This is a genomic window from Staphylococcus sp. HMSC065D05 (assembly GCF_001813195.1).
GTDB lineage: Bacteria > Bacillota > Bacilli > Staphylococcales > Staphylococcaceae > Staphylococcus > Staphylococcus epidermidis.
Map to the genome: position 1 here is coordinate 60,733 of NZ_KV811716.1, position 11,850 is coordinate 72,582.

At 32.6% G+C, this 11,850-nt stretch carries 15 protein-coding genes and 1 tRNA gene; 2 read left to right on the top strand and 14 right to left on the bottom strand.

Annotated elements, in window-relative coordinates; all coding sequences use genetic code 11:
• From mraY to bshC, 6 genes are all read right to left on the bottom strand, one after another.
• Positions 1 to 966 (bottom strand): phospho-N-acetylmuramoyl-pentapeptide-transferase, encoded by a 966-nt coding sequence (gene mraY / locus HMPREF2897_RS00315; protein WP_002446226.1) that lies wholly within the window; start codon positions 964 to 966, stop codon positions 1 to 3.
• Between the two features lie 188 nt (positions 967 to 1,154).
• On the bottom strand, positions 1,155 to 3,482 hold the full coding sequence (locus tag HMPREF2897_RS00320) for a penicillin-binding protein (protein WP_070592409.1): 2,328 nt from the start codon (positions 3,480 to 3,482) through the stop codon (positions 1,155 to 1,157).
• Positions 3,463 to 3,864, bottom strand: a complete 402-nt coding sequence (ftsL, locus tag HMPREF2897_RS00325; RefSeq protein ID WP_070592411.1) for a cell division protein FtsL — start codon at positions 3,862 to 3,864, stop codon at positions 3,463 to 3,465. Before ftsL ends, HMPREF2897_RS00320 begins: the two co-directional genes overlap by 20 nt.
• Positions 3,865 to 3,876: 12 nt before the next feature.
• Positions 3,877 to 4,812, bottom strand: a complete 936-nt coding sequence (gene rsmH, locus HMPREF2897_RS00330; protein ID WP_002446223.1) for a 16S rRNA (cytosine(1402)-N(4))-methyltransferase RsmH — start codon at positions 4,810 to 4,812, stop codon at positions 3,877 to 3,879.
• Between the two features lie 14 nt (positions 4,813 to 4,826).
• Complete coding sequence (mraZ, locus tag HMPREF2897_RS00335; RefSeq protein WP_001830185.1) at positions 4,827 to 5,258, bottom strand: division/cell wall cluster transcriptional repressor MraZ; 432 nt, start codon at positions 5,256 to 5,258, stop codon at positions 4,827 to 4,829.
• A 142-nt stretch (positions 5,259 to 5,400) separates the two neighbouring features.
• A complete protein-coding gene (bshC, locus tag HMPREF2897_RS00340) occupies positions 5,401 to 7,014 on the bottom strand; it encodes a bacillithiol biosynthesis cysteine-adding enzyme BshC (protein WP_002490490.1) in 1,614 nt (537 codons plus the stop codon).
• A 182-nt stretch (positions 7,015 to 7,196) separates the two neighbouring features.
• Between bshC and HMPREF2897_RS00345 the strand changes: the two genes are divergently transcribed.
• Positions 7,197 to 7,637, top strand: coding sequence for an N-acetyltransferase (locus HMPREF2897_RS00345; RefSeq protein WP_002457412.1), 441 nt, complete (start codon positions 7,197 to 7,199; stop codon positions 7,635 to 7,637).
• 106 nt (positions 7,638 to 7,743) lie between these two features.
• Here the strand turns inward: HMPREF2897_RS00345 and HMPREF2897_RS00350 are convergent, their stop codons facing one another.
• The 5 genes from HMPREF2897_RS00350 to HMPREF2897_RS00370 form a co-directional block, all read right to left on the bottom strand.
• On the bottom strand, positions 7,744 to 8,430 hold the full coding sequence (locus tag HMPREF2897_RS00350; protein ID WP_002475936.1) for a YjjG family noncanonical pyrimidine nucleotidase: 687 nt from the start codon (positions 8,428 to 8,430) through the stop codon (positions 7,744 to 7,746).
• Positions 8,431 to 8,536: 106 nt separating this feature from the next.
• A complete protein-coding gene (locus tag HMPREF2897_RS00355) occupies positions 8,537 to 8,671 on the bottom strand; it encodes a beta-class phenol-soluble modulin (RefSeq protein ID WP_001830095.1) in 135 nt (44 codons plus the stop codon).
• A gap of 55 nt (positions 8,672 to 8,726) precedes the next feature.
• Positions 8,727 to 8,861: a beta-class phenol-soluble modulin gene (locus tag HMPREF2897_RS00360; protein ID WP_070592413.1), complete on the bottom strand. Its 135-nt coding sequence runs from the start codon at positions 8,859 to 8,861 to the stop codon at positions 8,727 to 8,729.
• Positions 8,862 to 8,912: 51 nt separating this feature from the next.
• Complete coding sequence (locus HMPREF2897_RS00365) at positions 8,913 to 9,047, bottom strand: beta-class phenol-soluble modulin (RefSeq protein ID WP_002446218.1); 135 nt, start codon at positions 9,045 to 9,047, stop codon at positions 8,913 to 8,915.
• Between the two features lie 55 nt (positions 9,048 to 9,102).
• Positions 9,103 to 9,234: a beta-class phenol-soluble modulin gene (locus HMPREF2897_RS00370; RefSeq protein WP_001830076.1), complete on the bottom strand. Its 132-nt coding sequence runs from the start codon at positions 9,232 to 9,234 to the stop codon at positions 9,103 to 9,105.
• 351 nt (positions 9,235 to 9,585) lie between these two features.
• On the opposite strand from HMPREF2897_RS00370, the gene HMPREF2897_RS00375 reads away from it, so the two are divergent.
• Positions 9,586 to 9,659: transfer RNA gene (locus HMPREF2897_RS00375), tRNA-Arg, on the top strand.
• 238 nt (positions 9,660 to 9,897) lie between these two features.
• Here HMPREF2897_RS00375 and HMPREF2897_RS00380 read toward each other — a convergent pair.
• From HMPREF2897_RS00380 to racE, 3 genes are read right to left on the bottom strand one after another with little or no spacing between them, the layout of a single operon-like run.
• Positions 9,898 to 10,407, bottom strand: coding sequence for a YfcE family phosphodiesterase (locus tag HMPREF2897_RS00380; RefSeq protein ID WP_002475918.1), 510 nt, complete (start codon positions 10,405 to 10,407; stop codon positions 9,898 to 9,900).
• Entirely contained in the window at positions 10,400 to 10,987 is a 588-nt protein-coding gene (locus tag HMPREF2897_RS00385) for an XTP/dITP diphosphatase (RefSeq protein ID WP_070592415.1), read from the bottom strand. The genes HMPREF2897_RS00380 and HMPREF2897_RS00385 overlap by 8 nt, the downstream gene beginning before the upstream one ends.
• Before the next feature lie 14 nt (positions 10,988 to 11,001).
• Entirely contained in the window at positions 11,002 to 11,805 is an 804-nt protein-coding gene (gene racE / locus HMPREF2897_RS00390; protein ID WP_070592417.1) for a glutamate racemase, read from the bottom strand.
• Positions 11,806 to 11,850: the final 45 nt, after the last annotated feature.

Sequence of the window (11,850 nt, forward strand, 5' to 3'; positions counted from 1 at the left end):
TTAATGCACTCCAATCCATAAACCTATTAATCCTGTAATTAAACCTACCGTCCAAAATACTGTTACTACCTTCCATTCACCCCAACCACTTAATTCAAAGTGGTGATGTATAGGACTCATCTTGAAAATACGTTTCTTCGTTAATTTATATGAGGCTACTTGTAACATTACAGATAATGTCTCAACTACAAACACAAAACCAATTAATATTAATGATAATTCTTGATTCAACATGATTGAAATCGTCGCAAAAATACCACCTAAAGCAAGACTTCCTGTGTCTCCCATGAAAACTTTCGCTGGATTTAAATTGTAAGGTAAGAAACCTAGTAAAGCGAAAATCATTATAATACAAAATATGCCAATAGCCGGTGAATCTAACATGTAACTCATTACAGCATACATAGCAAAACCTATTATTGACAAACCAGTTGCCAATCCATCTAAGCCATCTGTTAAGTTTACAGCATTTGAGAAACCAACTTGCCAAAAGACAATAAATATCACATAAGCAAATGACAACGGAATATCAAAATTCACAAATGGAATATGCAAATCTGTCGTAAAATGTACAAGGTGAAAAACATCACTTAGCACAAAAAATATAACTGCAATAATTATTTGTGCTAGAAACTTTTGTTTACTAGTTAATCCTTGGTTATTCTTTTTAACTACAATAATATAGTCATCAATAAATCCAATAAGACCAAAACCGATTGTTACAAATAGTAACAAAATAATAGGATTGGAATGGTCTACAAAGATAATTGCAATGATGGAGGTAATTATAATACTAATTAAAAATGTAAGCCCACCCATAGTAGGTGTACCTGTTTTTTTCATATGGCTTTGAGGCCCTTCTTCACGGATACTTTGTCCAAATTTCATACGTTTCAATGTTGGAATAAGTATTGGGACTAAAATAAATGTTATCAGTAATGCGATGATCGCGTATATAAAGATCATATAAATCTCCTTTTCTTCACTTTCTAATTTTAGTTCTTTTTATTTGTAAATAACCTTTAATATTTTATCAGTTTTTGTTTTATTTTAATATACGACATTATCTATTTATTAAATAAGGTTGGGACCATTCGTGAGCTAATCCCTAAAATGTTAATCCCAACCTGTTGTTGATATCAAGTTCTCTTAAATTAATTATTTCTCTCAGAACCTGATGTTTCATTTGTGCTGTCATCAGAATCATTTTTCGAGTCGGCGTTCGACTTTTCATTCTTACTTGATGAAGACGCATTTGAATTATCCTCATCAACTTTATCTTTCTTTGATTTTTTATCCGAAGAGTCCTCATCAGTTTTCTCTTGGTCATCATCCGTATCTTCAGCAGATAATGACACTTCTATCTTATCTTTATTTTTAATGATTTGACTTTTTGAGATACTTTGATTCGTGACAAATCCATTACCTTTAGTAGAAACTTTAATTTTCGTTAAATCTTCAAAAGCAAGTACATCTTCCTTTGTCCATCCGGTCATATCCGGCATTGTTAATTCCCCGTCTGTCATTAACATTACTTTACTGTGCGGTAGGACTTTGGTACCTGACTTAACTGATTGTTGTTTAATTTGTTTGCCATTACCAATCGTAATAGGTTTAAGAGATTGAGCATTGACGCTATCCTCTGCTTTTTGAACTTCATCTCCTTGCACGTTAGGCACTTTACTATAGTCAGTTTTTGATGAAGTATCACTAGATTTTCCAACATTTAAATATTTCAGCGTATTCTCCATAATTGGTTTAAATGCTTTGCTCACACCCATTTCATATGCTTCTTGATCATTTTTTTGAGCAAGACTCATACCTGCATAGACAATGACTTTAGGATCTTTCTTAGGTGCATCCCCCATGAAACTTACAAAGTAAGGATTTTCACCTTTAACATAACCGCCTCCATTTGAATCAGCTACTTGTGCTGTTCCTGTCTTACCTTCAATATCATAACCTTTTACGCGATAATTCATGGCATGACTCTTCTTACTATTTACTACTTTATCAAGTTCTTCTTCAACTTTATTGGCTGTTTCTTGCGTTACTGGTTTACCGGCAAACTCTTTTTTACCAGAGTAATAATTCTTTTTAGTTATTGGATTATCGATACTACTTACAAACCATGGTTTAAGCATATTTCCTTTATTAAAGAATGCCGATTGTGCTTGAATCATTTGAGCAGGAGTAACAGTTGTTGATTGACCAAATGCTGACGTTTTTTGTTGTAATTCATTTGCCCAACCAATATTACCTGCAGCTTCTCCATCAAACATACCACCCGTTTTTTTGCCAAATCCAAAGCGTTCATACCAAGATTTCATTTTATCAGCACCAACCAAATCTTGTAAGTGCATCATCAATGTATTTGATGAATAAGTAAAACCTAACGACATGGGTATACGTCCCCAACCAGTTTTATTCCAATCGGAAATTTCAGAGCCCATAATATTTCTATGACCTGATTTATACTTTTCATCCGGTTTGAACTTACCTTCTTGAATTGCTGCAGCTAAGCCGTATGTTTTAAAAGTAGAGCCCGGTTCATATGTATTTTGATATAAATCGTTCGCCCACTTTTTGCCAAAATCTTTACCTGTTTCAGGATTAAAAGTCGGACGTTGGCTATATGCAAGTATTTCACCAGTTTTTGCGTCCATTACTACTGCAAATAAATCTTTTGGAGCATAACGTTCAACCATGTCATCAAGCGCTTCTTCCACAAAGACTTGGATATTAGAATCAATTGTTAAGTGTACATCGTCTCCACGTTTAGGTTGTTGCTCTTTCTTCGTATTAGGTGCAATGTAGCCCCATATATCATGAATATATTTAAGTGCACCTCTTGATCCATTTAAATAACTATTAAATATTTTTTCAACACCTAATGCACCATTTAATTCACCAGTATCAGGATCTTTCTGTGCCATCCCTATTAAATGGGAAGCAAAATTACCATTAGGATAAAAGCGCTCAGTTTCTGGGTAAAGTGCTATACCAGGTAATTTCATTTTCTCTATTTTTTCTTTTTCTTGATAAGTTAAATTAGTACCTTTCTGACCAAATTCGATTTGAAAGGCTTTCTTATTATTAAGTCGTTTTTCTATTTCATCAGCATCCATATCTATGATTTCAGCTAATTTTTTTGCTGTCTTTTTTTTATCAACCACGTGTCGAGGCTTTTTACTTTCTTTACTTGCTTTTTTATCCACAACTGCAACAAGTTTATATCTTTCTACATCTTCTGCTAAAACTTTACCATTACGATCATAAATCTTACCTCGTTCTGGTTGTTGAGAATTTTTGACTAAATATTTCTCATTGGCTTTCATAATTAAATCTTGACCATTGGAGTGGCCAGTAATCATTATATAAGAAAACCTTAGCACCAATATAAAAAAGAGCAGTCCGAATAAACCAACAAGTAGGACTGCTCCTATTTTATTTTTTTTAATTTTAATTTTTCGATTCGCCATTATTACGCACTACCTTTACATTGTCGTTCTCTAGGCTCATGCCCTGCTTCTTAGCCTTGTCGTAAATGCGTTCATATGAAGAATTTTTCTTAATTTCAGACTTTAATGCGCTGTTTTCACTAGATTGTTTCTCTATTTTTTGATCCAAATCTGCAATTTTTCCTCGCGTATCGTACGCATCCATTTTTAAAGATAGCATATAAATACTTATTAGAGCAATTACAGTTATTAATGCTATGTATAAAATTTTTTCAAATCTAGTAAGTTGAACAACAACTTTTCTTTTAACGGTTTGTTTTTCAGGACTCGATTGTGGTTGTCTTTGTGGGATACTGGTTTGTGTCGCTTCATCATAAGGTTGATAAATTTTTTCTACAGCCATTATACTTACTCCTTATTTTAATATTTCTGCTACGCGTAACTTGGCGCTACGTGCTCGATTGTTTTCGTTTAAATCGTCATCAGTAGCGGTAATCGGTTTGCGATTCACTCGTTTTAACTTAGGTGTATATGCTTCAGGAATAACAGGTAGACCTCTTGGTACATCTGGACCTTTCTCAAACTCTTGGAAAATTTGTTTACACAAACGATCTTCCAAAGAGTGGAAAGTAATTACTGATATTCTACCTCCGACCTTCACACATTCAATGGCTTGCTCAACTGAATCTTCAAAAGCTGACAACTCATCATTCACAGCAATTCGAATAGCTTGGAACACGCGTTTTGCAGGATGTCCCCCTTTCCGTCTTGCTTTCGCTGGTATGCCTTCTTTAATGACATCAACTAGTTCTAAAGTTGTTTCAATCGGTTGTTGTTCTCGGTGGGCTTCAATTCTACGTGCAATTTGTTTAGAAAATTTCTCTTCGCCGTAACGATAGAAAATCTTAACTAATGCTTCATAAGACCATTGATTAACTACTTCATATGCAGAAAGTGATTGTGTTTGATCCATTCGCATATCAAGTTTCGCATCATTGTGATAACTGAAACCTCTTTCAGGCACATCCAATTGAGGACTTGAAACACCTAAGTCATAATAAATACCATCTACTTTATCAATTTCTAATTCATTTAAAATATTTGTTAATTCTCGAAAGTTGTTATGAACAAAAGTGACTTTGTGCAAATGTTCTTTTAAAACTTCTTTCGCATTTTCTATGGCTGTTAAATCTTGATCAATCGCAATAAGTCTACCTTTATCATTTAATTGATTAAGTAAATAGAGGGCATGTCCTGCTCCACCTAACGTACAGTCAACATACACACCATCTTCTTTAATATTTAAATAATCAATGGTTTCGTTTAACATGACGCTCACATGATGAAACATTTAAATTCCTCCATTTAAAAATCAAAATCTATTAAATCTTCAGCAATGTCTTCGAAACTTTCTTCAGATTCATCATAGAAATCATTCCAAGTTTCTCTGTCCCAAATCTCAATACGATTTGAAACACCAATTACTGTACATTCCTTACTTAAATTGGCGTATTTTCTTAAATTTTGCGGAATATTAATACGCCCTTGTTTATCTAATTCTACTTCTACAGCACCTGAGAAGAACATACGCATAAATTTACGCGCGTCTTTTTTTGTCATAGGTAAGGTTTTCATCTTCTCTTCAATTTGCTGCCACTCTTCTAGAGTGTAACCAAATAAACATTTATCAAGGCCTCTTGTGATAATAAAACGTTCATTTAGATCATAACGAAACTTGGACGGTATAATCATACGTCCTTTTGTATCCAATTGATGATCGAATTCTCCCATGAACATTTTTATCACCTCACCTTATTTATAATTTACCACATCTCCCCACTATCCTCCACTAATTATACAAAAAAGGTGCAAATAATTTGCTCAAACACAAAAAAACCCGTTTTATCTTTAAGATAAAACGGGTAAAAACACTGTCATATCAAGGTTTTATAATCAAATGATCAAACGAGTAAGAAAGTGGTGGATAGGTGGAGGGACTGAACACATCTATCCCAAAATCATTCATAATTTGAAGTGGATTCCAAACTCTTTCTTGTAGACCACCCATTGGATGGAGTGTTTCACTGATTTCTCTAAACTGTCGCATACTTATATCATTTTCTCTTTCAATATTCAGTAGGTATCGTTTGATTAAATAATCGTATTGATTGAGATGAATTTGATTATTTTTTTCTAAAAGAAGTTGGTTGTCATAGTTATTTTCCACATAAGTTAATAAATTATTATAAAGTTCTTGTTGCTGAGTTTTCATTTCTTCTACTTCATTTATAAAATTATTTGACGCTTTTTCACGAACAAAACGTTGACGTTCCTGTTCTACTCCATTTGCAATGACAGACTCTATTGATAAATTATATTGTTTTAATAACTTTTTAGTTCTAGCATATAAATACGTGATTCTTAATCTTGGCATAACAATAGGCATTTCTACATTTAACGTATCGAAGACACCTTTTAATTCTGCCCAATATTTGATTTCGCTTGGACCTCCGATAAATGCTACTGTGTTAAACAACCATTCCTCTACAACTGGACGTGTAACAACATTATTAGAAATTCTTTCAGGCTCTCTTTCTATGATATCTAATAAATTTTGTTTCGTGTAACGTTTCTCAGTTTTATTCAGTTTAAAATAAGTGCCATCAAAATTTAAAAGCTGTCTCATTCCGTCTTCATGGATAAACAAATGCGTGTTTGTCTCTGTTTGTATCATTGATGGAAGTTGTTGTTGAGTTGTTCGTATCTGAGTTTCACGAAAAGATTGATCGACTTGATCCCTCTTTTCTAATATCTCTTTAAACAACGGTTTCTCCATCTGTCTTAATTCAGGGTATTGAGCATCAATGAGTAGAATGCCATAATCCTTAAACACTTCATGTATCAATCCCTTAAAAATATCAGTCCATGAATCATATTGATTAATAATATTGACGCACATTTGATAAACATCTTGAGTATGTACAGTTTCCTTTATTTCTTTAAAAAAGTGATTTAATGATGCTTTTAATTCGTTCTTATCAGGAGTATATCTTGAAACATTACTATCTGGTGGTGTCATCGTATGATACTTTACTTTTTTCAAAGTAGTTTCTTTATTATTGAATGCATACGTATGATTTACCTCTTCAAAATCATGGTCCTCACCAGCAATCCAAAACACAGGTACAATAGGCGTATCGTATTCCTCAGAAAGTTGACGACTTAAAGTTATAATTGAGAAAATCTTATGAAACGTATACAGTGGACCCCCAAAAAGACCAGCTTGTTGTCCACCAATCACTACTTTTGCACCATCAGCTAAAGCATCTATGTTATTCAGTTGCTGATGTGTTAAATTTAATTCATTCATGTAAGATTTAATCACTCGTGATAAATGAAATTCCCTTCCGTTATTAGGTGTTTTTAATCTTCTATCAAAGCTTTCTTTTTGCGCTGCATCATATTCATAAAAAGATGTAATTTGAGATTCACTATTTTTTATTTTATTAATGAACTGATCCTGTTCAGTTAACTTTAACGTATTACACTTCATGTTTTTACTCCTTCATTATCACTATTCCTCATATAGTATAAAGATTATATTTCTTATTGACAATTTAACGGCTTATACATTAATTTATCTAAATTTTTGACAAAACAACCAAGTATGATTATTAAATGAAAAAGCATTTTAAAGAGGGTATAATAAAATAAAGAAACAAAGGGGGAAACGATATGGGTGAAGTTAAACATTTACAAATCAATTACAAAACTGATGAGCTTTTCGCTGATTTCAGAGAATTTGGTAACAAGAACCTATATATGATTGAGGAGTTAAAGGGACAAATGATTGATGCAAGTTCCGATTCTCCTTTTTATGGAATTTTTGTTGGTAATAAATTAGTTGCGAGAATGGCATTACTTGATAAAGGGGAAGTAGAAGAAACTTATTTTCCTAATAGCAATGACTATATTCTACTTTGGAAATTAGAAGTATTAGATACTTACCAAAGACGTGGATATGCTAAGCAACTATTAAACTTTGCTAAAGAAAATAAAAAACCAATTAAAGCTATTGCTAGAAATAACTCAAAAGCGTTCTTTTTAAAACAAGGTTTTAAAGATGTAGCAACCAAAAATCCTGAAGGGCACGACATCCTAATATGGAATCCATAATGTCGTAACAATAATATATCAATTAAACTGAGCCAACACTTGTAGTGATAAATTTTACAAGCGTTGGCTCAACTTATACTTCTTCAATTGTCTTTTTCTCTCCTATTCACTCAACAATGTGAACCATTTCTGATAAGTCATTAATGATATAATCCGGTTGAATAGACGTATGGTTTTCTTTTTGTCTGATATTAAACCAACATGTTGATATATTAGCATTTTTACCACCTAAAATGTCAGACGTTAAAGAATCTCCCACAATCAGAGTTTGATTCCTGTTATTCTCTCCGATATGTTCAAAAACAAAATCGAAGAACTCTGTCATCGGTTTTTGAAATCCAGTTTGTTCAGATATAAAGACGTCTTGAAATATTTCATTAAATTGTGTCTGAGCAATTCGTCGTAGCTGTGTTTCTGTTACACCATTGGTTACTATATATAGAGAATGATTTAATTTTAATTGTTGTATAACTTCTAATGTATGATCAAATAATTTAACCGGTGCCTTTGCCAATTCAGCTCTAAAGCACTCATCAGCTTCTTTTCCATTTACATGAATATGATAGTCATTAAAATAATTAATAAATCGTTGTGACAGCACTTCATCTTTAGTCAATTTATTTTGTTGAAATGCTTCCCAATGGGCTTGGTTCACTTTCCTAAAATGTTCGAAATCCTGTTGACTTGGCTGATGATTATATTTCTGCGCTAAATTGTAAAACGCTTTTTTCTCAGCATCATAAAAATCCACTAATGTATCGTCGAAATCAAATAATATATTTTTGAATTTCATATTCAAATCTCCTATTTATTAACAATCTTTTTTAATAAAATAGTAACAAATAAAATGGCACAAAAAAAGACCAGAGCATTCGCTCTGGCCAATAATTAATCGTGTATTAGAAACCGAAGATTTTACCTAATACGCTAACGCCACTTTCTACGATGTCAACGATACTAGTTCCTAATTTAGTCCAATCTTGATCTTGTGCTGCTTTTACTGTATTTGCAATAGCTTCTGCTAATTTTGACATGTTTATCTCTCCCTAATTAATTATTTAAATTTATATTTTAAAAGACTATGATTAATTAAAATCCGAAGATTTTACCTAATACGCTAACGCCGTTTTCTACGATGTCAACGATACTAGTTCCTAATTTAGTCCAATCTTGATCTTGTGCTGCTTTTACTGTATTTGCAATAGCTTCTGCTAATTTTGACATGTTTATCTCTCCCTAATTAATTATTTAAATTTTAAAGTTTTAATTTTTAAATTATTGACCTAATAATTTAGAAATAACACTAATACCATTTTCAACAATACCAGCGATGCCTGAAGCTAATTGAGACCAATCTTGGTTGATTCCTGCATCTACTACACTTCTAATTGCGTCAAATAATTGTTCCATTATTCAAAACTCCTTTAAATAAATTTTATTATTATGCGAGATCGTTGATGATGAACTAATTTCCCAAAAATCGATTCACCATATCAACGCTACTTTCTATGATGTTAACAATACTTGCCCCTAATTGAGTGCCATCGTTAGTGATGGCTGCTTCTAAGATGTCTTTAAAAGCGTTAAATAATTTCATTATTAACACTCCTAAATGAGTTAATAACTCCAAAACGATTGGATACGATTGCGATTCGTTATCTCTATCGTTTTGTTACCTTTACTATAAAGTTAATTTGACTCAATTTGTTGCATTTTTCATACTAAATAATTAAGAGTTCCTAACTGTTAATTTTCTTAGGTTTTACAACAGTTAGGCATGCGCAACTGTATTGAACTCTATTTTATTGATATAAACATATAGGATTTTATATCAAATTAACATTTATGTATAAAAACCTCTATTATAGTGAAAAATATAAATAATTTTTATTAGGTACCTATTGCTAAAAGACATATATTTAGATATAATAATTCTTGTGTTGAAAATGTCCTGGTAGCTCAGCTGGATAGAGCAATGGCCTTCTAAGCCATCGGTCGGGGGTTCGAATCCCTCCCAGGACGCTATAAAAAAAGGAGTCTCATTGAATGAGGCTCCTTTTTTATTATGTAAAATACAATAATATAATTCAACAGAGATTAAAACCCACTATATATTACAAAAGAGCAAACTTAATAAGGCGTAAACATCACGTAAGTTTAACTTAGCCATCGATGACCACATCATTAATAAACCTGAAACATTTTAATGTCCCAGGTTTATTCTTTATATAAAAGTTTTGCTCTTATTATTCCTAACTGTCTAATATTCAATCTTAACTGTTTCGATGACCTGATTTTCTCTATTTCTAAAATTCAAAATGATAGTATTTTCATCATCCTTGTATACGAGCTCAGCAAAAGTTTCTTCGATTTGACTACGTGATTGAGAAATACTACCAGGATTAATTACATGGATGCCACCTATTTGCTCATATTTTGCCACATGTGTATGTCCATAGAAGGCAAACAAACATCCTAATTCTTTTGCCTTTTCAGCAAGTTTCATTCGTGTTTGGTTTACTTGATAAAGATGACCATGAGTATAAAAGGCACGGACTCCGTTTTCTTCAGTGATTGCTTCTTCTAAAAACTCTGGATAAAAATCACAATTACCTTTCACACGCTGATACAAACTAAGTTCTGTGTCATTATAACTAAATTCAGAATCCCCTAAATGTAAAAATTTATCTGCATCTTTATGTAGATCATAAATATGATATAAGATACCTGTTTCTTTGTGATTATCACTAAGAATAATCCACTTAGACATGTTGTTCACCCTCTAAATATTCTTTTAACAATAGAATAGCATTTCCACGATGACTGATTTTACCCTTTTCATCATTTGTAATTTCCGCCATCGTTTTATTTAATTCTGGAACGAAAAATATTGGATCATAACCAAAACCATTTTTTCCATGTCGTTCAGTTGTTATCACTCCGGAAACTGTTCCTTTAAATGTTTTTGTTTTTTCATTAGGCGCACTCATACTAATCACACAAACAAATTGAGCACGACGGTCTTGAACATCTTCTAAGTTCGTTAACAACTTTTCAATATTATCTTCATCATTCTTACCTAATCCTGCATAGCGCGCTGAATATACGCCTGGTTCCCCATTTAATGCGAACACTTCAAGTCCACTATCATCTGCAATGACACGCTTATTTAATGCATGTGCTGCCGCTTCGGATTTTAACTTAGCGTTTTCTTCAAATGTGGCACCTGTTTCTTCTACATCAAAATCTTCAATCAACTCAGAAATTACAATAACATGTTGATTTTTAAAAATAGCTTTAAAATCGTTTATCTTACCTTGATTATTAGTTGCAATAACAATATCTTCCATATCATTCTCTCCTTCTATGAATCATTTACAGTTATTCTTTTGACTTCAACTTTCATATTTAACCATTCATCAATAATATTTTTAATATGTGTGGTGTCACCAGTCGCAAAAAATCGATGTTGGGGATGTTCTGTGTAACTGGCATGCTCATTGCTAAACGTGAGTAATGCACTTACTTCTCTTGCTGTTTCTAAGCCAGATGAGATAACTGTTTTAGTACCACTAAAATATTCATAAACAGGCTGATATAACAACGGATAGTGTGTACATCCTAAAATAACCGTGTCCGCATCACTGTTTCTCCATTGCTTCAACGTTTGATGAATCACAATATTAGTGATTGTAGGGTCTTTATAGCGCATTTGTTCAACTAGAGGAACAAAGCCCGGGCATGCAACACTATAGACATTCACATTTGGATTTATCTTTTTTATATGTGTGCGATACGCTTCTGATTTAATTGTTCCTTCGGTTCCTAAAACTAATACATTTTGATTTTTAGTAGTCATTATCGCAGTTCTTGCTCCAGGTTCGATAACACCAATGACAGGAATAGGTAATATGTTTTGTAAATAATCTAACGCAACTGCCGTAGCAGTATTGCAAGCAATAACCAGCATTTTTATATCAAATTCCATCAATTTTTGAGCTAGTTCCGTTGTGAATTTTTTAACTTCTTCTCCTGGTCTTGGACCATATGGACAACGTGCTATATCACCTAAATAATAAATAGTTTCATTTGGTAACTGTCTCATAATTTCTTTAGCAACAGTAAGACCACCAACACCTGAATCAATGACTCCAATAGGTTTATTCATACTTCTTCACCCTTATTTTTACAATTACCTTACATTGTATCACAG